Raw genomic sequence first — 22,254 nt, 5'->3', positions numbered from 1 at the left:
GGACGAATTGCTCGCGGTACCACCCTGGTTATTGCGCAGAAATGCTGACTTGCAGCTCCCGCACAATCTCCTCATGTATGGCTTGTAACGGCTCCCGCCGGCGGGTTTTCATGGCTCTCGTGATCGCTCACGCGCACACTCTCATCCGCACTCCGAAATGAGCTTCAGTCATTCTTCATTAGGAAGGCAATCGCAGCTGGGTGGTCGACTCTCGTATGAAAGCAACCCCTCAAGCCTTCTCTCTGACTAATGGGCTATGACCTACTGAATTTCTTCAACGCTTTCCAAAATATGCACTACTGAAATCAAATTATATCGTTTCGCCCCGCTGCCTGTCAACTCGGCTCCAGTCCTGCCTTTGCAGCGCTTATTGCGCCGCCTGTCTCTCTTCGGAGAAGACAACCCGTTTTTCAATTCCATCGGATGGAGGTAAACAACCGGTGTTTAAATAGGCACATGACAAACTCCATATAGGCATCCTGCCGCATAATCCACTGGTAGGCCTCCTGCGGATGGGCATAAAACAGCACGTCCAACGTCATGTCATCTTGATCGAAGTGCGCGCGGACCTGCTTCACCGCCTTCTCCACCCCGGCATCCGGCCGCTTCATCCGCAGCCAAAACTCTACATCCTGCCCGCTCTGCTGCTCCTCGATGTTCAGCAGCTCTTGATCGTATTCATAGTGCAGCAAGCTCACGCACCGCCTTTCCATTGGAAGCTCTTAACATTAACTATCTCATAAATGCACCGCCATTTGCAATTTCTAGCCGTTCACGTCACGCCGTCCGCCGATGAACATAGTACAGAAATACATGCTGTACGATTACTTTAATGACCGCAAAGACAGGCACCGCCAAAATCAATCCGACCACCCCTGCCAGCTCCCCGCCCACCAGCAGCGCAAACATAATGAGCAGCGGATGCATCTTGAGCGATCGTCCGACCACCTGCGGCGAAATCACATTCCCCTCCAGAATTTGGCACGCGGTATTGACTAGGACGACGTACAGCACCATTTTCACCGAGATGGTAGCCGCTACGACCAAGGCCGGAGCAGCCCCCAAGAACGGACCCAGGTACGGAACGATATTAAAAACGGCTACTACACAAGCAAACAGCAAGGCATAAGGCATGCCGATCAGCCAATACCCGACGTAGGCCAGCCCCCCAATGATGAGGCAGACGAGAAATTGCCCGCGGATGTAATTGCCAAGCGCCGTATCGATGTCCACCAGCATGGTGACAATCTGCTTGCGCTGCGTTTTCGGGACGATGGCCAGCGCTGTTTTTTCGATGAGCTGAAAATCCTTGAGCATATAAAACGCCATGAACGGCGTAATGAAGATCAAGAACAAGGTGTTGATCATGCTGCCGATATTACGGATGTACTCGGAGATGGCGAGCGCAATCGCATTTTCCAGCTTGGCCAGCGACTGATTGAGCCCTGCGCGCACGCTGTCCGGCAGCAGTTGATTCCCGTTCACACCGTCCACGATGCTCTGCGCTTTGAACGCCAGCTCCGGCATGCTCTGATTCAGCTGCGTCAGCTGCTTCATAAACATCGGAATCATATTCATCAGCACGACCGTGGACGAGGTGATAAAGACTGCATAAATGAGCAGCACCGCCATGGAACGGGGCACCTTCCTGGCTCCGAGCAGCCTGACGATCGGATTGAGCACATAAGAGATGATCATGGCAATAATAAAAGGCGCTAATATTTCGCGTAAAAATCCATACATCCAGCTGATCATCGGCCTGATTTGCAGCACCAAAAACAGCATCAGCAGGCCCAGCAGCACATAGATCATGAAGATAAACAGATGATTTTTCGTAAACCGCTCCACAGTAGCTCCCCCTGCTCTTAGGTCGAATTCAGACGTCCCCTTCGTTTCAGTATGTGTCAACGCTGGGATTTTTAACCGGGGCAGGCCTTGCTCATCCATGCCGACATAGAGTGTACGCCTGCTGAATATAGTGTGGAGAATGCAAAAAACACCGCTTCGCCAGCCTCGGACGGTCCGAAGGCTTCGAAAGCGGTGTATGTTCTGTTCATGTACCTTATGCGGCTATGCGATTAGTTCGCATGCACCTGCGGCATTTCCTCTTCAAAAAACAAATCGTCCAGCGAGCTCAGCGTTCCGTCTTCCTCTACTTGATACACGGACATTTTCTCTCCGTTTACCGTCAGCTCGATAAAACAGCCCCAGCAATAAAATTGATGAGACCCGATTTTTCCAATATCTTTGGAATTGCAATTTGGACAACGCAGCATAACGTATCCTCCTATTCTTCTTTTGGTTCGAAGATTTCCTGCAGCGCCTCAGAAGCGTCCACGGGCACAATGACGGCATCCTTGCCGATCTTTACCGAGTCCGGCAGCGGCAGCCATTTGCGTCCTTCTTTGAGATCAGAGATGAAACCCTCGGTCAATTCATATCCTATTACCTTTGTGCCCTTATTGGGCTCTAAATAAACATCCTCAATGACACCCAGCTGCTGTCCGTTCACTGTCAGGATCGGAAGCCCCTTCACTTTGCGATCTCCGCTGAGCCAAGCGATAAGCTGGGACTGATCCTCCCATCGGATGATCACCCCGGGATGCTCGATCGTGACGGCATCATCGCCGATGGCTATCACATCCGGCAGCCGAATGCAGGTCACGTCGGAAAACCAATGCTTCGCTTCCAGCAGGAGCGCCTCCACTTGCCATTCGTCGTTCAAGAGGAGGTCTTTCACCGTGCCTACCTGCTCACCTGATCCGACGCAAATGATCGGCAATCCGATGACATTCCGCGCTTTTTTCAACGATGATTCTCTCCTACCTGCTTAAACATTAGTACGTAAACGGTTCACGATGGTTGCAACGATTTGGGCTGCGGCGGTGATGTGTTCTGTGGTGTTGCCTTGGCCAAAGCTGAATCGTACGGCCGACTTCGTTACTTCCTCAGGCAACTGCATCGCTTGCAGGACGTGGGACACTTCGAGGGAACCGGAGGTACAGGCGGAGCCGCTGGCTGCGGCGACACCGGCGATATCGAGGTTCATCAGCATCGTTTCCGTGGAAATTCCGGGAAAGCTCACGTTCAGTATGTGCGGAAGCCGTTCCGTGGGATGGCCATTGACGACAAAATCAGACTCACCCACATGAATTCGAAGCTCGTTTACCATTTCCTGACGTAGTTTTTCCACCTTTTGTTGCAATTCATACCTGCCCTGTTCAAAAAGTTGGACGGCTTTCGCAAAGCCTGCGATTCCGGCGATGTTCTCGGTGCCGGGACGGCGTTTGCGTTCTTGAGAGCCTCCGTACATGAGCGGCGATAATCGAATCTGCTTAGCTATATATAACGCACCAATTCCTTTGGGGCCGTTCAATTTGTGCGCGGAAAAACTCATCAAATCCACAGGCAGCGTACTTAAATCGATCGGAACATGCGCAAGCGCCTGCACCGCGTCGACATGAAAGCAAATGCCCTTGCTGCGCGCGAGTGCTCCAATCTCTTCGATCGGCTGCAGCGTTCCCACTTCATTGTTGCCGTACATGACACTGATCAGGATCGTATCCGGGCGAATCGCTGCCTCAACATCCGTCACGCTCACACGGCCGCATTGGTCCACCGGAAGATAGGTGACCTCGTAGCCTAGCTGTTCCAGACGCTCACAGGCATGAAGCACCGCGTGGTGCTCGATTTGCGTCGTAATAATGTGCTTGCCCTTCGGCCGATACGCTTCCGCTGCGCCGAACAAGGCCATGTTGTCGCTCTCGGTCCCGCTGCCCGTAAAGATCAGCTCCGCAGGCCGGCAGCCGACGAAAGCCGCAATACGGTCCCGGGCTTGATTCAGCGCGTGTCGGGCATCCCGTCCGGCTTGATGCGTACTGGAAGCATTCCCGTAAATACCTGTGAAATACGGCAGCATCGCCGAAACGACGTCCGGATGGACCGGGGTTGTAGCGGCATGGTCAAAGTAAATAAGCTCCAAGACGTTCACCACAATCACTTGTTAAATGTAAAACATATAGTTGTCTTTGCTTCCCTCTTCCTTGAAATTAATCAAGTCGGAAAGCATCGTCGAATCCAGCACGCTTGCAATGCTGTCGCGAATGCGAATCCACAAATCGCGCTTCGCAGGATCGTCCTCTTCTGTAAAATCGACCGGGCTAATCGGTCCTTCCAGAACCCGAATCACATCGCCCGAAGAAATTTCCTCCGGCGCTTTGGATAATATATAACCGCCATAGGCGCCGCGAATGCTCTTAACAAGACCCGCGTTGCGCAGCGGTGCGACAAGCTGCTCCAAGTAATGCTCGGAGAGCTGATGCTTCTCCGCGATGCTTTTCAGTGAGGTGGGGCCTTCTCCGAACTTCGTTGCAAGCTCCATCATGATGGTCAGTCCGTAGCGGCCTTTGGTAGAAATCTTCAAATTCGAACACCTCGTTCACATTTCATACATTTCCGTATCATTAATATGTTATCATAAATCCTTGTTCGATGGGAGAAAAACCGTGACATATTCATGAAATATTTTATTCTTTTTGCAAACCGATGTATAATACTAGACAAGCTATTGCTTCCCTAAGCGAAGCGGTAGCAATGCAGCAAAGCGAGGTAACCGCAATGACAAAAAAACCACGCGTCGTCCTCGGCATGTCCGGCGGCGTCGATTCATCCGTTTCGGCGCTCGTGCTTAAGGAGCAAGGCTACGAGGTCATCGGCGTGTTTATGAAAAACTGGGACGATACGGACGAGTTCGGCCACTGCACGGCGGAGGAAGACGCCGAGGATGTGCGCCGGGTATGCGACCAAATCGGCATTCCCTATTATACGGTAAATTTTGAAAAACCATACATGGACAAGGTGTTCGCCTACTTCCTGGACGAATACCGCAAGGGCCGTACGCCGAATCCGGACGTCATGTGCAACCGGGAGATCAAATTCGGCGAGTTTTTGCAAAAAGCACTGGAGCTCGGCGCCGACTACATCGCCACCGGCCACTACGCCCGCGTCGATCAAGTGGACGGCAAATACCGTCTCCTGCGCGGTGTGGATGCGAACAAGGATCAGTCGTACTTCCTCCATGCGCTGAATCAGTATCAGCTGTCGAAGGCGATGTTCCCGATCGGCCATATTCCGAAGCCCGAGGTCCGGGCCATCGCGGAGAAGGCCGGGCTTGCAACGGCCAAGAAGAAGGACAGCACCGGCGTCTGCTTCATCGGCGAGCGCAACTTCAAGGAGTTTTTGAGCGGCTATTTGCCGGCGAAACCAGGCGATATGCGGACGCTCGAAGGGGAAGTCAAAGGCCGTCACGACGGTCTCATGTACTACACGCTGGGCCAGCGTCAAGGGCTTGGCATCGGCGGCTCCGGCACGGGTGAGCCTTGGTTTGTGGCCGGCAAGGATCTGGAGAAGAACGTGCTGCATGTAGTGCAAGGCGAGAAGCATCCTGCCCTCTACTCCAAAGGTCTGCTGGCCAGCGACTTGAACTGGATCGCAGGGGAGCCTCCGCAGGAGCTGCGCTGCACCGCGAAGTTCCGCTACCGTCAGCCGGATCAAGGCGTCACGGTTCGCTTCGAGGCGGACGGCGGCTGCGAGATTATGTTCGACCAGGCGCAGAAGGCGATTACGCCGGGGCAATCCGTCGTGTTCTACGACGGTGAGGTATGCTTGGGCGGCGCGGTGATTGACAAGCTGATTCTGTAAAGATGTGAAGAAGCCGTCAGGGCGAGTCCCTGACGGCTTTTTTTATGGCAATATCTTTTAAGGATACTCAAGGTCCCTCCACCTTCGCTGAGTCGGTGTCCGTGCCGCTTACGCTGCTGCGGGAAGCCCGCTTTTTCACGAGCACACGGGTAATGCGCAGCTGGTCGGTCTCCTCAATCACGAATTCAAATGCGGCGTTTAGATCGATTTTTTGGCCCGGCTTGGGCGGCATTTCCACTTGCGAATAAATCCAGCCTCCGATCGTATCATAATCGTCTGATGCTATACTTAACCCGAAATAGCTGTTCACTTCCTCAATTAACATCCTCCCGTCAATGGAGTAGCAGTCTGCGTCATTTTTCTCAATCTGAGCCCGCTCTTCGTCAAACTCGTCTTGGATTTCGCCGACAATCTCCTCAATGATATCCTCAAATGTCACGAGCCCCGAGGTGCCTCCGTATTCGTCAATCAGCAGGGCCAGCTGCGTCTTCTGCTTCTGCATCAATTTCAGCAGCGCGCTGATCTGCATGGACTCCGGCACCTTCGTAATCGGGCGAATAATTTCCTGCAGGCTTTTGGTGGCTTCCTCTGTGGTCAGTAAATCTTTAATATGCACAAACCCGACAATGTTGTCCTTGTCCGGATTGCAAACCGGGTACCGCGTGTGCATCTCATGGATCGCAATTGACTTGTTCTCCTCATACGTGCGGTGAAGGTACAGGCATACCATTTCCGTCCGGGGAATCATAATTTCGCGGGCATGCGTCTCCGTAAACTCAAAAATATTGTCCACCAGCGTCAGCTCCGTATTGTCGATCAGGCCGCTTTGGTTGCTTTCCTTCATCAAGCCGCGGATTTCCTCCTCTGTATGCGCTAGGCGCGTCTCTGCTGTCGGCTCGATTCCGGCCAGGCGCAGCAAGGCATTGGAAGCCCCATTTAGAAACCAAATGAACGGGTACATGAGCTTATAAAAGCCAATCAGCGGCACGGAGGAAAGCAAAGTGACCTGCTCGGATTTGCGGATGGCGTACGTTTTGGGGAACTGCTCCCCTAGGGTGATATGAAGAATCGTTATAAACGTAAAGGCGACGAAAAACGAGAGGGTCTCAATCACAGGCTCCGGCAATTGAAACGGACGCAGCACAGGCTCCAGAACCGCAGCCACCACCGGCTCGCCGATCCACCCGAGTCCCAGTGAGGATAGTGTGATACCCAACTGACAGGCGGATAAATAGGCATCCAAGTTCGTTACGATGCTTTTGGCAAACCCGGCGCTGCGGCTGCCCTTCAGAATCAGCGTGTCGATCCGGCTGCTTCGCACCTTCACCATCGCAAACTCCGCCGCTACGAAAAATCCGTTCAAGAAGACCAACGCGAGGACCAGCAATATGTTCCAACCTAACGGGATCGAACCATCACTCAATTCCTTTGCCTGCCCACCCGGTTCCAGGTGAGGAGGCGCACCTCCCTTAACTTAAGCGTTCGCTTGTCGGTTCGACGGGTTTCGTGGAATTTGGAGCGATTATTAAAATTATAATCGGCACCCCTGTTCAATTATGCTTGAATAATTTCTCCCACGGCAAAAACCCCGTCACTCGCTTCCAGCTTCGGAATCGTGTGCGGGGTAACGATAGCTAGCGACGTCCCTTTCCCTGGGAACGGCGTTTCTCCTGATTTTGCCTAATCTTGTCTTCCATGCCCTGCTCCGTGGCCATATAAATGTGCTCATGCCGGATCGGATCGGGCAAATATTGCTGTTCCACATAGTGCCCAGGATAATTATGCGGATACAGGTAGCCTGTATGCCCAAGCTTTTCGGCGCCCTTGTAATGGGCGTCCCGCAGATGCAGCGGCACCTCCACCGTCCGAAGGCGCTCCATGCTCATCATCGCTTTGGCGATGGCCTGGGGAATGGCGTCGGATTTGGGGCTTTCTACGGCAAATAGGATGGCCTGCGCGATGACATACTTTGACTCGGGCCAGCCGATCTTGTGATACGCATCCATGGCCGAGACGGCCTGCACCATCGCCTGCGGGTTCGCAAGGCCGATGTCCTCGCTGCACATGACGATCAGCCGCCGCAGGAACGTCATCGGATCCATCCCGAGCCGCTCCACCGCATGCAGAAACCAGAACAGCGCCGCATCGCTGGAGCCGCGCAGGCTCTTGTGAAACGCCGACAGCACGTCGTACTGCGTCGACTCATCGGCCTTCACCGTCGGGCGGCGGATCGACTCCTCTGCAACCTCCACTGTGATGCGCACCGTGCCGTCCGCCTCCGGCGGCGTCGTGAGCGCGGCCAGCTCCAGCGCATTGAGAGCCCGGCGGATGTCGCCGCCGGCCATCTTCGACAGATGCGCGAGTGCGTCCTCGCCGGCTTCGATCGGCATGAAGCCGAGCCCGCGGTCATGATCGGCCAAGGCCCGCCGCATGGCGATCAGCGAATGCTCGTGCGTCAGCGGCTGCAGCTGAAACAGTGTGGAGCGCGACAGCAGCGCCCCGTTGACGTGATGGAACGGATTTTCGGTCGTCGCACCGATGAATATGATCATGCCCTGCTCCACGGCCGGCAGCAGCGCATCCTGACGCGACGTGTTGAAGCGATGCACCTCGTCGAGGAACAGGATCGTTTTTTTGCCGTAGAGCGCGCGGTTCTGCTTCGCTTGATCGATGACCTCGCGCACGTCCTTGACGCTGGCGTCCACCGCGTTCAGCTTGACGAACACGCCGGAGGTGCGGTGCGAGATAATATTCGCGAGCGTCGTCTTCCCGGTCCCCGGTGGACCGTACAGCAGGATGGAGGACACCTGATCCGCCTCGATCGCGCGGCGCAGCAGCTTGCCCGGGCCTACGATATGCTCTTGACCTATATATTCTTCCAGCGTGACCGGACGCATCCGATCCGCCAGCAGCTTGCCGCTCGGGCTCTGCTCGGCCGCCATAGTGAACAAATCCATGCCAACACAACCTTTATCGCAAGTGTTTGAATGTGTAATTCTATTATAAGGCACAAAAGCACCGCTTGTCGCATTTCTGCTTCAAGCGGTGCTTTTATGAATCTCACATAACTTAGCTTGACTTAGCTTAGAGTCCGTGCTTTGCCAACAGGTCTCTGACCGCTACGCTGACCATGATCAGTCCGGCGACCGGTGGAACGAACGCATTGCTCGCCGGTGGCTGCTGCGCCTTGCGGATTTCCGGTGCGTTCTCGGGCACGATGCGCTCGGTTACATCCCCGCGCGGCTTCATCGGCTCCTCGGTCGAGAACACGACCTTCACGCCTTTCTTGATCCCTTCCTTGCGCAGCTTATGGCGGATGACTCGGGCCATCGGGTCGACCGATGTCTTGGAGATGTCCGCCACCTGGAAGCGGGTTGGATCCATTTTATTCGCTGCGCCCATGCACGAAATCATCGGGACTTTGCGCTGGAGGCACTGCTTGATCAAATGGATCTTGTAGCTGATCGTGTCGGAAGCGTCGAGCACATAATCGAGCTGGTACTCGAACAGCTGCTCATACGTTTCTTCGGTGTAGAACATGCGCAGCGCGACGGCGTCGCACTCCGGGTTGATCTGCTTGATGCGGTCCCGCATCAGCTCAGCCTTCGGCTGGCCAACCGTCGTCGTCAGCGCGTGAATTTGGCGATTGACGTTGGTGATGTCGACCACGTCCTTGTCGATCATCACCACGCGCCCCACCCCGGTACGGGCCAGCGCCTCGGCAGCGATCGAACCGACGCCGCCGATGCCGAGCACCGCTACCGTACTATTTTTCATGACCTCGAGACCTTCCGGTCCGATAGCCAGCTCCGTTCGCGAAAACTGGTGCAGCATAGGGGTTAACCCACACTCCTTTGGGATATCTGTTGCGTTATTTCGAGGACGGCTGCTTGAGTGCGAGACGAATCGAAAGCTGCTCCAGCTGCTTGCTGTCCACGGCTCCCGGTGCGTCGGTCAACAGATCGGTAGCGCTGGCCGTTTTCGGGAACGCAATCGTTTCACGCAGGTTGGTGCGTCCAGTAATCAGCATGACCAAACGGTCAAAGCCGAACGCAATCCCGCCATGCGGCGGTGTGCCGTATTCGAAGGCTTCCAGCAGGAAGCCGAATTTCTCATTCGCCTCTTCCTTGGAGAAACCGAGGGCGCCGAACATTTTCTCCTGCACATCACGCTGGTAAATCCGCATCGAGCCGCCGCCGACTTCGTAGCCATTGAGCACAAGGTCATACGCTTGCGCGCGAATTTGTCCCGGATCGGTGTCGAAGAAGTGTACGTCTTCTTCCTTCGGACGTGTGAACGGATGGTGCTCCGCCACATAGCGCTTCTCTTCTGCGTCGTAGCTGAGCAGCGGGAAGTCTACGACCCATGCGAATTTGAATTGGCTGTCGTCGATCAGACCCAGCTGACGGCCAACCTTCAGACGCAGGTTGCCGAGTACATCGGCGACGACCTTCTTGTTGTCCGCGGAGAAGAGCAAAAGGTCTCCCTCTTCGGCTTCGAGGCGGGCTTTAACTGCTTCTAGCTCCTGCTCGCTGAAGAACTTCACGATCGGACCTTTCAGCTCGCCATCTTTGTATACAATCCAAGCCAGACCTTTAGCGCCATAGCGGGCAGCGAAAACGCCGAGGTCGTCGATTTCTTTCCGGCTCCAAGCCGCGCAACCTTTCGCGTTGAGCGCTTTAACTTGACCGCCGTTTTTGACCACGTTCGCAAACACTTGCACGCCCGAGTTCGCTACCAGGTCGGAAACATCCTTAAGCTCCAGCCCGAAGCGAAGATCCGGCTTGTCGGAGCCGTACTTGCCCATCGCATCGGCATAACTGATCCGCTGGAACGGAGTTGGAATGTCCGTATTCGCAGTTTCCTTGAATAAACGAACGACCAGCTTCTCCATCAGGTCGAGCAATTGATCCTGCGACAGGAAGGAGGTCTCGATGTCCACTTGCGTGAACTCCGGCTGACGGTCGGCACGCAAGTCCTCGTCGCGGAAGCAGCGAGCGATTTGGTAGTAGCGCTCCATGCCGCCTACCATCAACAGCTGCTTGAAAATTTGCGGCGACTGCGGCAGTGCGAAAAATTCGCCCGGGTGCACACGGCTTGGCACGAGATAATCGCGTGCGCCTTCCGGCGTGCTCTTAGTCAAGATCGGCGTTTCTACTTCGATAAAGCCGTTGTCGTCGAGGTAATCGCGGAATACCTTAGCTGCTTTGGAACGGAGCATAAGCGTACGCTGCATTTCCGGACGGCGCAGGTCGAGGTAACGGTATTTCAGACGAAGCGACTCGTCGATCTCGATGCCGTCTTCGATGAAGAACGGCGGGTTTTTCGCCGCATTCATAATTTCGATCTCGGTAATCGTTACTTCGATCTCACCTGTCGGCAGGTTCGGGTTGATTGTCTCCTCCGACCGTTCGATCACTTTACCGCGTACGGCCAGAACGTACTCATTACGGGCACGATCAGCAATCTCCAGTGCCTCGCTCGACACCTCCGGATTGAATACGATTTGTACCAGACCGCTGCGGTCGCGCAGATCGACGAACAGAATGCCGCCGAAGTCCCGGCGACGCTGTACCCAGCCGTTCAAGATGACAGTTTCCCCTACATTTGCTTTCGTTAAAGTTCCGCAGTGATGCGTTTTTAGCAACATGTCGATTTCTACCTCCAAGTGTGGTTAAGAATGGAAAAATTTATACATGCCGGATTCGGCTTTGCATCGATTCGGTAAAAGCGTCCAGACGAACGGTTTCCTGCTCGCCCGTCGCCATGGCTTTGACGGTGATCTCGCCGCTGGCGAGCTCGTCGTCGCCAAGGATGGCAACATAGGCCGCGTTGTAGCGGTCGGCGGATTTCATCTTCGCCTTGATCTTGCGGCCGAGATAGTCCCTCTCAGCCCTCAGCCCGGCCAGGCGCAGGCCTTGCAGCAGCTTGACGGTTTCCCGCTCGGCAGCTTCGCCTAGTCCGACTAAGTACACGTCCAGTGGTTTGACACCCGGGATGTCGACCCCTTGCGCTTGCAGCACCAGTAAGATCCGCTCCATCCCGAGCCCGAACCCGACGCCCGGCTGATCGTTGCCGCCGCCGGCGATCTGGCCAACGAGGCCGTTATACCGGCCCCCGCCGCCGATCGTATCAATGGCGCCGATGCCGCCGGCCTTGTATTCGAACGCGGTGTGCGTGTAGTAATCTAGTCCGCGAACCAGACGCGGGTTCAGACGGAACGGAATATCCATCGCGGTCAAGTAGTCCTGCACCGCTTGGAAATGCGTGCTGCATTCCTCATCCAGGTGCTCGACGATGGTCGGCGCGCCCTCGCAATATTTCTGGTCAATCTTGCAGTCGAGAATCCGCATCGGATTGCGGTCGTAGCGCGATTGGCAGTCCTTGCAAAGCTTATCCTTCACCGGGGCGAAGAACTTTTGAATGTGCTCCCGGTAAGCGGCGCGAACGGCCGGGTTGCCGACCGAGTTCAGCTCTACCGTCACTTCTTTGAGGCCCAGCTCCTTATAGAACGTGTAGCCCAGAGCGATGACCTCCGCATCGATGCTCGGATCTACGGACCCAAAAGCCTCGATGCCGAATTGGTGAAACTGGCGGTAGCGTCCCGCCTGCGGCTGCTCATACCGGAACATGGGGCCGGTATAATACAGCTTGCTGACATCCGGCTCGCCGTACAGCTTGTTCTCGACGTACGCTCTGACGACACCGGCGGTGCCCTCCGGACGAAGGGAGATGCTGCGGTCGCCCTTATCCATGAACGTGTACATTTCCTTCTCCACGATATCCGTGGTCTCTCCTACCCCGCGCTGGAACAATTCCGTGTGCTCAAACATCGGCGTCCGAATTTCCCGGTAGTTAAACCGCTCGCACAGCTCTCTGGCTTTGGCCTCCACGTATTGCCACTTCTCCACTTCACCCGGAAGCAAATCCTGGGTTCCTTTGGGCTTTTGAATACTCATCTATGGTCAAGCTCCTTTCTACGGTATCCTGGTAAAAAAATAAAAAACTCCCGCCCCTGCTGCTCACGGCATTCAGGGACGAGAGATCGCTTATTTCTAAGTCTCCCGCGGTACCACCCACGATTTAAATGAACGATCCAGCCGAACGCCGGAAGGCTCACTTACACTTCAACTGCGGATATCGCCCGCCTGCGCAGAGCGGCTACTGCTTGGATTCGCAAGGTTCGCCGTCCGTCCTCCGGGAGGTCTGTTCGTCCGATTCACATAAGGAAGCTTGCAGCCTGTGGCTTCCCTCTCTGTTTATGCAAGGTTCGAAGTACTTTGTCCCATCAACGGATCATATGTTGGTTTGGATTATCCATTATTTTATACGCGAAATTTTCCAAAGTCAAGCAAAAACCGACAGTTGGGCCTTCTACTATTTTGCCGCTTTTTCCGCATTATAAACATCCCGGATCAGCATGTACGTGTCCCCGTTGGTCAGCTCCTGCTTGTCCGCGATCGTGGCGATCGATTCCTGCGTCAAAATGCCCTTGTTTAACAGCGTTTCCGCTGCGCTTCCCGGCTTCGCATCCACCTTGAGCAGCTGCGCGATCATCTGTGCAGCCAGGTCGAGCGTGACCGGCAGCGCCTTCGGATCGGTCCCTTTCGCGACGGCTGCGGCCGGACTGCCGACCAGCACTTCCGGCCTGAACTTGCGCATGCCCTCCAGCTGGTTGATCATCCGCTGCCCGTTCGACTTGGCATCAAGCGCGAAGTCGTTCGTATAGGCTCCTGTAGCGAGTCCCAGGGTCAACGCAGTTTCGAGGCCTTTGAAGGACTTATGCTCCATAAAGGTTTTCCAGCCTTTATACGCCCGGTTCGCATCCGGCAGCCCCATCGTTTTCAAATCAAATGGTTTGAGCTCCATGCCCTGCTTGTTCAGCGTATCCTGAAGCGTGGCAATCGCATCCTTTGAAGCGGACAGCTGACGAAATGTCAGGTGCTGCTCCTTCGCAAGCTTCACCGAAGCGCCGGCTGCTTCCCCTGTCGCCATCCCTACAGGGACTACACGAGCAGAGCCATGCGGCAGCGTATCAAAGCTGGCGGCGCGGCCGACGACGAGCAGTCCGTCCACTTTCTTCGGGACGATGCTGCGATAAGGAACCGCGTATTGAAGCGGCTGGCCTACTACAGCTCCAGTATCCGCCGGAGACAGGCGCTGAATGTCGATCGGGTAAGCGCCAAAGGCGATGCGATCCCATTGGTCGCGATTTTCCATCACGTCGAGAATGCTAAGCCGGTATTCGCCTTGAATGTGGCGGGTTTCCCGGACGTACAGCTCCGGCGCGGTAGCATCGAGCTCAATCCCGGCAAACTCGGGATACTTCTTTTTCATGTACTCGACGATGTGCGGCAGCTCTTTCTTGCCGAGCTCAAACGCTTCGTCACGGGATTTCGGGTCCGTCCCATCGATGCCGAAAATTTGCAGCGCATTGATCAGCATCGTGTTGTTGTTTTGTCGGCCGATGTTCAGTCCGCGCATCGCTACGCGATCCTTGTTGATCGGCGGGTAGTCCTTCATATCCTTATAGCCCCAAACGCTCATCTCGTTTGCGCCAGTGCCGTCGTCGTTGTCCGTTTCCATCCGCTTTTGCATCTGCTTCCAAACGTCCGGCGTAATGTTTTTCAAGCGAAAAACGAGTGTCACCGCCATCTTCGACTTTTTATCGCCGAGGTCTTCCCGGCCGAACGTGAACGGCACGCCGGACGCCGCCGCAATATCCGCATCCTGCGTCGCATCGATTACCGCACCCGCCTGCACCGTTTTCACGGTTCCGTCCGCTTGGGTGATTTTCATCCCGGTTATGGTCGACTGGTCTCCGGATTTGCTGAGCACCGGCTCCATCGTCTTAGCCTTGAGCAGGACGTCGATGTTTTTCTGCTTCGCAACCAAGTCGTTAAACACGTTGGCCGCCGTCGCCACATCAAACGAGTCGCCTTCGACCTTGCTGTACCATTCGCTGAAAATCCCCTTGTTGAGAATTTCCCGCTTGTGGAGCGTTCCCCGATCTGGCTCATAGTTATTATCCAAGCTGTTGAGCCAGCCGAGCGTCATGAGTCCGCCTAAAATCTCCCGATTGCGCCCGTCGAGCAGCAGTGTGCTCAGTCCGTTCTTGGCCGCGGAAACGGCAGCAGCCACGCCTTCGGGATCCGTGCCCACGACAATGACGTCGTAGCTGTCCTTCGGCGCTTTGACGGTCTTGACCTGCGCCAGCGGCTGCGGCTTCCCGACCACGCCTTCCTTGCCGGTTTTACTCCACGGTTTCCACCAGTACACTCCCGCCCCAGCCGCCACCAGCAGGACGACTACAGCAAGAAGGATAATCCCCTTGGTATTGCGACCACGGGGAGAACTTGAATTTGCCGACATTTTGCACCTCTAACGTAAAAGTTATAAATAAGTCATAAGAAATAGCTGCGTTCGAAGCAACTAACCAAAGGCAGCTAGTCTTGAGCAAGTGGCAGACGTGCTGCTTAACATAGCAGATCGGTCCCCCGTCCGCCTAAGCTTGCCCCGTGCTTACGGCGCCGTAGGCTTCGTCCAGCAAGCGGATTTTTTTCACGATATACTCCTTGTACGCCTGGTTGTATACCGACGGCTCCTTCGGATTCGGAAAGCGCTCGATACGCTGCTCGTACCCGTCCTCATGCTCCATCTTCGGAAACAGCACCTTGCTGACCGCACCGCAGCCAAGCCCGATAATCGTCTGCCGCTCCTCCATCATCAAGATGTTGTAGAGGCTTTCGTAGCCTTCGAGCGAGTAGCCGACGTTCTCCTGGTTGCCGAGAATGTTCTTTTGGCGATACATGTAGTAAGGCACGTAGCCTTGCTGCTCTGTCCATTCTGCAGTCGTACGGATCATCTCCGTGATCTCATCCCGCTCCGCCACTTCGTAGTCATCTTTGTTCTTGGTCATCCGAGAGGCGCGCTTGAATGACAGCGTGTGCACCGTGAGCGACTCCGGCATCAGCTTCGCCGTCTGATCGAGCGTCAGCTGCAGCTCCTTCATCCCTTCATTCGGCAGGCCGATGATGAGGTCCATGTTAATGTTGTTGAGGCCCATCTCTCTGGCCAGCTGGAACTTGTCCAGCGTCTCCGTCACCGTATGGTGGCGCCCGATCGTGTCCAGCGTCGCCTGGGTGAAGCTCTGCGGATTGATGCTGATGCGGTCGACATTCCACTTTTTCATCACGTTGATTTTGTCCACGGTGATCGTATCCGGACGCCCGGCTTCCACCGTCAGCTCCCGCACCTTGTCCATCGCCGGGAACGCCTCATGCATTGTGACGAACAGCGCATCCATTTGCTCCGCGGAAATACTCGTCGGCGTCCCACCGCCCCAGTAAATCGTCGTAATCGTCACGCCGGCTTCACGCATCCAGCGGCCCATCTCGCGAATCTCGTAATGAAGCCCTTCCAGGAACGCTTCAACCGACCCGTTGTTACCGCGGATGTCATATGCTGGGAATGTGCAATAGGCGCATTTGGTCGGGCAAAAAGGAATCCCGATATAAATGCTGACCTCACGGTCCAGCCTGAATAAATCGGGAATCACCCGGAGCTGGCGCTCTGCGATCTCGGCCAGCAGCTGAACCTTTGGCTCGGTCACCAGATGCTCGTCGCGGAGCACCTGCTTGCAGTCCTCGATGCTGCTGTGCTTCATCATCAGATTGTGCATCAGCTTCGTCGGGCGGACGCCGGTCAGCGTGCCCCAAGCCTGCTCAATGCCGGTGTACTCGCTCAGCACCTGCAGCAAGCAAAAGCCGACGGCACGCTTGACTGCGCGCTTTTGCGACTCGTCCCGGGTATCCATCGCCCGCTGATGCGAGCTCTCGAACACCGCTCCAGTCGCATGCTCGGTCATCCGCACGTTGGCTAGAATCAAGCGCCGCTTCTCGTCGGCCTCCACCTGAACCCGCATAAGCAGCTGTGCATCCTCTACGGGCTCGTACACAGCCTCTACCTCTTCAAAAAATAGCTTGCATATATGAAACATCTCCGTCGCCTGGCTGCTGAAGCCCATTCGCTCGAATTGAATTTTCATGTGATTCTCAACCTCCAACCCTGCTGTAAAGCGCTCTAAACCCAAAACTAGCAATAGTGTAGCATATTTGCATCCCTCATGAAAGCAAATAGACCGCCTTCGTCTTCGAAAACGAAACACGGTCTATTCCTGGTTCATCCCGGCCGGAGGCTTCTAACGGTTAGGCTTGCGCGGCGTCCGCTTGAACTGTTCGCTCACTGACGAATAAGCGGCGCTAAATTCGGTGCCTATTCCATTCTCCGACATCATCGCCATCGCTTCTGGCATACCACCGGAGCTAAACTGCAGCTCCGGCATGGAGCTGATTTGGTCTTTTGGGGGTCGATACATGGGCAGCAATCGCTCCTTCAGCGTTGATATCTCCATTTTTCCCAAAAGAAGTCAGCCTTATCCTCGCAGCCGCAGCCATCGCACCACGCGCTTAGCCTTGCTGCTTGCTCTCTACGATCAGCGTCACCGGTCCGTCATTCACTAGCTGCACATCCATCATCGCGCCGAACCGTCCGGTCTCGACCTTCAGTCCGTGCTCGCGAAGCATCCCGTTAAACCGGTCGTACAGCGGCTCTGCACGCTCCGGTCTGGCTGCTGCCATAAAGTTTGGCCGCTTGCCTTTGCGCACGTCGCCGTACAGCGTGAACTGCGAGATGGAAAGAATCTGACCGCCTGTCTCCAGGACGGAGTGATTCATCTTCCCCTCCGCATCTTCAAATATGCGCAGCCCCGCCACCTTGTCCGCTACATAACGCGCATCCTGCTCTGTATCCTCATGGGAGATGCCGACCAGCAGCACGAGTCCATGCTCGATCTGTCCGACGATCTCCCCTTCTACTGTGACCTGTGCAGCTTTGCTGCGCTGAAGCACTACTCTCATCTGAAGCTCCTTATATATCTAGCAGTCTTACGTTTGCATAATCCGCTGTACGGAGTATACATCTTTGACCCGCTTGATTTTTTCCACGACGGCATGCAGATGATCGATATTACGGATCAAAATCGTCATGTGGATCATCGCCATTTTATTTTTGTCCGAGCGTCCGGAGACGGCGGAAATAATGGTTTTGCTCTCGGAGACCGCCTTCAATACCTCGTTGAGCAAGCCCAGCCGGTCATGGCCGGTAATCTCAATCTCCACATTGTAGCTGGCCTCCACGTCGTCCGCCCAGTTCACTTCGATGACCCGGTTGCCTTCATCTTCGCATTCGGGCGCCGGGATGTTCGTGCAATCCGAGCGATGGACGGAAACGCCGCGGCCACGGGTAATGTACCCGATGATCTCGTCGCCCGGCACCGGGTTACAGCAGCGCGCAAAGCGGACGAGCAGATTGTCTACGCCTTTGACGCGAACGCCGTTCGTCGGGCGGCCCCTGCGCTCCTTGTCAGGCGCTTTCACTTCGCGGACCTCGGAGGTCAGCTGCAGCGCCTGCTGCTGGGCCTCCTCCGCCTCTTTGCGCACCTTCTCCGTCAGACGGGTACAGATCTGCGCTGCGGTAATGCCTCCGAAGCCGACAGCCGACAGCATATCCTCGACCTCGTGGAAGTTGAACTTATGCGCAACCTCCAGCATCTCGTCATCCTTCATCAGCGCCGTCGGATCATAGCCCAGGCGCTTCAGCTCGCGCTCGATCGCTTCGCGGCCTTTGAGCTCGTTTTCCTCGCGGCGCTCCTTCTTGAACCACTGGCGAATCTTCGACCGCGCGTGCGACGATTGAGCGATTTTGACCCAATCCTGGCTCGGGCCATACGAATGCTTCGAGGTCAAAATCTCAATGATATCGCCGGTCTTCAGCTTATAGTCGAGCGGCACGATCCGCCCGTTCAGCTTGGCGCCAATCGTCCGGTTCCCGACCTCCGTATGAATCCGGTAGGCAAAATCCAGCGGCACCGAGCCGGCCGGCAGCTCGATGACTTCGCCTTTTGGCGTAAAGACGAAGACCAAGTCGGAGAAAAAGTCCATCTTGAGCGATTCCACAAACTCCGACGCGTCCTCCGCTTCATTCTGGAGCTCGAGAATTTCACGGATGAACTGCATCTTATCCTCGTACCCCCCGGTCGGCATTGAGGTGCCTTCCTTGTAGGCCCAGTGCGCGGCCACCCCGAACTCGGAGGTGCGGTGCATGTCGAAGGTGCGGATCTGCACCTCCAGCGGCTCGCCCTTCGGTCCGATGACCGTCGTATGCAGCGACTGGTACATGTTCGGCTTCGGCATGGCGATATAATCCTTGAACCGCCCCGGCATCGGCTTCCACAGGGTGTGAATGATCCCAAGAGTAGCATAGCAATCCTTAATATTGTCCACGATGATCCGCAGCGCCAGCAGGTCATAAATCTCATTGAATTGCTTGGCCCGTGCCGTCATCTTCTTATAAATGCTGTAAATGTGCTTAGGACGCCCGGAAATATCGCCGTCAATGCCCATCTCATGCAGCTTTTCATTGACCGTATGGATGACGTCATTGATGTACTGCTCGCGCTCCGTGCGCTTCTTCTGCATCAAATTGACGATCCGGTAATACTGCTGCGGGTTCAAATAGCGCAGGGCGATGTCTTCCATCTCCCATTTGATCGCCGAGATCCCGAGCCGGTGCGCGATGGGACAAAAAATTTCCAGCGTCTCATCCGCAATCCGCCGCTGCGCTTCCTCGGACTGGTGCTTCAGCGTGCGCATGTTATGCAGCCGGTCCGCCAGCTTGATCAGGATGACGCGGATGTCCTGGGCCATGGCCACGAACATTTTCCGGTAGTTTTCGTTCTGCTGCTCTTCCTTGCTTTTAAATTTGATCTTCTCGAGCTTGGTCAGACCGTCCACAATCATCGCACAGGTAGGACCGAATTTCTCATGCACGGTGTCCAGCGATACCGTCGTATCCTCTACCACGTCATGAAGCAGCGCCGCAATGATGGAGATGGTGTCCATCTGCATGCCCACCAAAATCTCTGCCACGGCGAGCGGATGCAAAATATACGGCTCTCCCGATTTGCGCACTTGCCCGTAATGGGCCTTGTCGGCAAATTCGTAGGCTTCCCGGATTCTATTCAGATCGCTTTCCTTCAAATAAGTGGATGCCTTCTCAAGAAGCTGCTCTATTCCCATCCGTCCATCCATTCCCTTAAATCGATTTTAATCCATTATGCCCTTGAACTAGGCTTTCCGTCAAGAATTGCGGTACAATCCGACATATTTTGCGCAAAACGAAGACAGCCCCGTAGCATTATCGCATCAAGGCTGTCCTAGGAGGTACTTTGAATAACTGAATCGGCCAGCCAGCTCCTGAGATCACAGCCTGCGGATGGCATCGGCAATGAGACGCCGCCTCTCTTTCACATACTGCTCAATAAAGTCCACCTCGTCGTCAAAGGTGGAAAACGACCATTTTCGCTCCGTATCGCGGGCCACATGCGGTCTGATGGCGCTGTGCAGGGCCTCTGCGACAGGAATGATTTTGCGCACGGTAAAGTGATTTTCCAAGGTCGTCTCCAGCAGCTCCTTATACTGCTCCATGACCGCCGGACTGCGCAGCAGGCGTCGCGTTAATTCATTATATCCCTTGACGCTGACCAGATCGCTGCCGCACGGCTTGCCAAAGCAGTTCCGGCCCCAAGTGCCTTCGTAATCCCAAGGGATAATCCGATATTTTTGCGATGGTCTGTGGCGGTAGAGGGCATAATTTTGTTCAAATCCGTCATAATTGCCGGTAAATACGGCGCCAGCCAGCCAGCGGAGATAATTGTCGATGTCGAGTCGTCTGCGCAAGTAAAGAGCCAGCATGCGGTCCTTGGACGACCCTGTATTCAGCCGGCGAATGAATCGGACCAGCTTCCGCCGGTCGTCCGCCGTCCCCACCATATGCTGATACCCAGCCATCAAAGAGGCTTTAGGCTGGTTCGATTCCGGAGCCAGCAAACTGAAATTGGCATTATCGTTGACTCCATAAAAGAGGGCTTGCATCCGGATGCCCCGTCGTCGAAAAAAGGTACGGTCCACCCCCTCCAGCTCCAGATATACGCCTAAGTTTCGCCCGTTTAAATACAGCAGACAATGCTTGGTCTTTGGGGCCGGGACCTTGAGCCACTCGAAAAACCGAAACGATAGCGCATTGCGTATCAGCGAAGGATCGTCAAACTCTGCGTTATAATGATACGTTCTTCCTCCACGAATGACCTCATAAGAGCGTTTGGGGTATTCCCTCGTATGACCTCCGCGATACCGCAGCTGAATATCGTATTTCCGTCCGTTCACGGTCATCACCGCTGGAACGTAACGTTCGCTCCAAACATCCTGCTGCAGCATTCGAAGCTGCTCATTATGGATCGAGATCGATCTTTCCAGCACTTCCGCAGCCATGAGCTTTTCCGCCTTTCGTATAGAAAAGCAAAAAACCTATCTCGTATAAGATAGGCTTTCTGTGTACTTTACCGTATGCTACGGCTGCCCTATCGGGCACGGCGTGTATCACTGTTTCCTGTAGAAGCGTTCTTCTAATCGCCCTCTTATTCTACCGCCTGCGGATAGCGATAGTTAGAGCCTCGCTAGAGCCCTTCACTCAGGCATGACCAACCGGGATAACGCCTTGGGAGCAAAGCACTCTTTCCCCCCATAAGATCCGCGAAAGGTTCTATTTTGTCCTACAAGATATCCGTGGAATTTAGAAGAGATATAGTTTCCAGACCATACCATTCCTTAACTGATACATATAGATATATTACAAATCAACACCACTGACAAATGAAAGGAGGTTGGTGCCGATGAAATAGAGGTGCCGACTGAATGGAGCCTTACAATCAAACGCGTGTCCTTGCAGTACTGCTTTAAATGCAACTCACACCATTTTGACCACATGAAAGGGGTAAACTCACCATGGCAAACAGCGGTGGAAATCAATTGTATGGTTTGGTAGGTTCAGAGGTAAAAATCAACCGTGGCGGTCCCGATTCCTTTGAAGGCAATTTGCTTGGTATTCAATCTGACTATTTGGCGCTTGGTTCTTCCAACGGCATTATTTATGTGAACAACACTCATGTGAAAAGCATCTCGGCTAACACAGGAGGAAGCAGCGAAAACGCATACTCCGGTGACGGCTCCTATGTGATGGCTGCTAACTTCAACGCTGTCCTGAAAGCACTTCGCCACGAATATGTTCAAATCAACCGCGGCGGTCCGGAAAAATTGGCTGGCGTCATCTCCGATGTCACTTCCGATTTCGTCCTGATTGTCGTTGACAACGTTATCGTTCGTGTTCCTCTCTTCCATATTAAAAGCGTGAACGTCATCACTTCAAACAAAAGCGGCGGCAACAACAAGAGCGGCAATAACAACAGCAAGAGCGGTGGCAACAACAAGAGTGGCAACAACAAGAGCGGCAACAAAAACTCCAGCGGCAGCCGTTCGGGCGGCTCTAACGGTTCCCGCGGCAACTCTCGCGGAACCGGCGGACGTCGTACCGGTGGCGGACGCAGCAACAACAAAAAACGCAGCAGCAGCAAAAACCGATAATTTCCGTTCAGAATCG

General features: G+C 54.8%; 19 protein-coding genes. 2 read left to right on the top strand and 17 right to left on the bottom strand.

Translation table 11 applies throughout. From position 1 onward, the window contains the following. Positions 1 to 410: 410 nt before the first annotated feature. The 6 genes from FPZ49_RS01360 to cymR form a co-directional block, all read right to left on the bottom strand. A complete protein-coding gene (locus tag FPZ49_RS01360; protein ID WP_144842541.1) occupies positions 411 to 692 on the bottom strand; it encodes a hypothetical protein in 282 nt (93 codons plus the stop codon). An 85-nt stretch (positions 693 to 777) separates the two neighbouring features. Beyond that, a complete protein-coding gene (locus FPZ49_RS01355; RefSeq protein WP_144842540.1) occupies positions 778 to 1,848 on the bottom strand; it encodes an AI-2E family transporter in 1,071 nt (356 codons plus the stop codon). A gap of 230 nt (positions 1,849 to 2,078) precedes the next feature. Next, a complete protein-coding gene (locus FPZ49_RS01350; RefSeq protein WP_028549805.1) occupies positions 2,079 to 2,276 on the bottom strand; it encodes a hypothetical protein in 198 nt (65 codons plus the stop codon). 11 nt (positions 2,277 to 2,287) lie between these two features. Beyond that, a complete protein-coding gene (locus tag FPZ49_RS01345) occupies positions 2,288 to 2,809 on the bottom strand; it encodes a PRC-barrel domain-containing protein (RefSeq protein WP_144842539.1) in 522 nt (173 codons plus the stop codon). Positions 2,810 to 2,830: 21 nt separating this feature from the next. Further along, positions 2,831 to 3,982 carry a cysteine desulfurase family protein gene (locus tag FPZ49_RS01340; RefSeq protein WP_144842538.1) on the bottom strand — a complete coding sequence of 384 codons (1,152 nt, stop codon included), beginning with the start codon at positions 3,980 to 3,982 and terminating at the stop codon, positions 2,831 to 2,833. Positions 3,983 to 4,003: 21 nt separating this feature from the next. After that, a complete protein-coding gene (cymR, locus tag FPZ49_RS01335) occupies positions 4,004 to 4,423 on the bottom strand; it encodes a cysteine metabolism transcriptional regulator CymR (RefSeq protein WP_144842537.1) in 420 nt (139 codons plus the stop codon). A gap of 194 nt (positions 4,424 to 4,617) precedes the next feature. On the opposite strand from cymR, the gene mnmA reads away from it, so the two are divergent. After that, complete coding sequence (mnmA, locus tag FPZ49_RS01330; RefSeq protein ID WP_144842536.1) at positions 4,618 to 5,700, top strand: tRNA 2-thiouridine(34) synthase MnmA; 1,083 nt, start codon at positions 4,618 to 4,620, stop codon at positions 5,698 to 5,700. 67 nt (positions 5,701 to 5,767) lie between these two features. Here the strand turns inward: mnmA and FPZ49_RS01325 are convergent, their stop codons facing one another. The 11 genes from FPZ49_RS01325 to FPZ49_RS01280 form a co-directional block, all read right to left on the bottom strand. After that, the gene (locus FPZ49_RS01325) at positions 5,768 to 7,123 is read right to left on the bottom strand and encodes a hemolysin family protein (RefSeq protein ID WP_261381191.1); all 1,356 of its coding nucleotides are present in this window, start codon (positions 7,121 to 7,123) and stop codon (positions 5,768 to 5,770) included. Between the two features lie 211 nt (positions 7,124 to 7,334). Beyond that, a complete protein-coding gene (locus FPZ49_RS01320) occupies positions 7,335 to 8,657 on the bottom strand; it encodes a replication-associated recombination protein A (protein WP_144842634.1) in 1,323 nt (440 codons plus the stop codon). A gap of 127 nt (positions 8,658 to 8,784) precedes the next feature. Then, positions 8,785 to 9,534 carry a tRNA threonylcarbamoyladenosine dehydratase gene (locus tag FPZ49_RS01315; protein ID WP_144842535.1) on the bottom strand — a complete coding sequence of 250 codons (750 nt, stop codon included), beginning with the start codon at positions 9,532 to 9,534 and terminating at the stop codon, positions 8,785 to 8,787. Between the two features lie 37 nt (positions 9,535 to 9,571). Beyond that, positions 9,572 to 11,350, bottom strand: a complete 1,779-nt coding sequence (gene aspS / locus FPZ49_RS01310) for an aspartate--tRNA ligase (RefSeq protein ID WP_144842534.1) — start codon at positions 11,348 to 11,350, stop codon at positions 9,572 to 9,574. A gap of 40 nt (positions 11,351 to 11,390) precedes the next feature. Then, positions 11,391 to 12,659 (bottom strand): histidine--tRNA ligase, encoded by a 1,269-nt coding sequence (hisS, locus tag FPZ49_RS01305; RefSeq protein ID WP_144842533.1) that lies wholly within the window; start codon positions 12,657 to 12,659, stop codon positions 11,391 to 11,393. A gap of 418 nt (positions 12,660 to 13,077) precedes the next feature. Next, positions 13,078 to 15,072: an FAD-dependent oxidoreductase gene (locus tag FPZ49_RS01300; protein WP_144842532.1), complete on the bottom strand. Its 1,995-nt coding sequence runs from the start codon at positions 15,070 to 15,072 to the stop codon at positions 13,078 to 13,080. Positions 15,073 to 15,205: 133 nt separating this feature from the next. Next, complete coding sequence (locus tag FPZ49_RS01295) at positions 15,206 to 16,747, bottom strand: coproporphyrinogen III oxidase (RefSeq protein WP_144842531.1); 1,542 nt, start codon at positions 16,745 to 16,747, stop codon at positions 15,206 to 15,208. Between the two features lie 153 nt (positions 16,748 to 16,900). After that, positions 16,901 to 17,077 carry a hypothetical protein gene (locus tag FPZ49_RS35280; RefSeq protein ID WP_222429846.1) on the bottom strand — a complete coding sequence of 59 codons (177 nt, stop codon included), beginning with the start codon at positions 17,075 to 17,077 and terminating at the stop codon, positions 16,901 to 16,903. 91 nt (positions 17,078 to 17,168) lie between these two features. After that, on the bottom strand, positions 17,169 to 17,618 hold the full coding sequence (gene dtd, locus FPZ49_RS01290) for a D-aminoacyl-tRNA deacylase (protein ID WP_144842530.1): 450 nt from the start codon (positions 17,616 to 17,618) through the stop codon (positions 17,169 to 17,171). A 27-nt stretch (positions 17,619 to 17,645) separates the two neighbouring features. Continuing rightward, on the bottom strand, positions 17,646 to 19,838 hold the full coding sequence (locus FPZ49_RS01285) for a RelA/SpoT family protein (protein WP_144842529.1): 2,193 nt from the start codon (positions 19,836 to 19,838) through the stop codon (positions 17,646 to 17,648). 183 nt (positions 19,839 to 20,021) lie between these two features. Beyond that, positions 20,022 to 21,089 carry a CotH kinase family protein gene (locus FPZ49_RS01280; protein WP_144842528.1) on the bottom strand — a complete coding sequence of 356 codons (1,068 nt, stop codon included), beginning with the start codon at positions 21,087 to 21,089 and terminating at the stop codon, positions 20,022 to 20,024. Positions 21,090 to 21,602: 513 nt separating this feature from the next. Between FPZ49_RS01280 and FPZ49_RS35275 the strand changes: the two genes are divergently transcribed. After that, on the top strand, positions 21,603 to 22,238 hold the full coding sequence (locus FPZ49_RS35275; RefSeq protein ID WP_186445539.1) for a hypothetical protein: 636 nt from the start codon (positions 21,603 to 21,605) through the stop codon (positions 22,236 to 22,238). Positions 22,239 to 22,254: the final 16 nt, after the last annotated feature.

The sequence above is a fragment of the Paenibacillus cremeus genome, assembly GCF_007786445.1.
GTDB lineage: Bacteria > Bacillota > Bacilli > Paenibacillales > NBRC-103111 > Paenibacillus_G > Paenibacillus_G cremeus.
The sequence above is the reverse complement of the archived record's forward strand: the minus strand, read 5'-3'. Positions and strand labels throughout refer to the sequence as shown.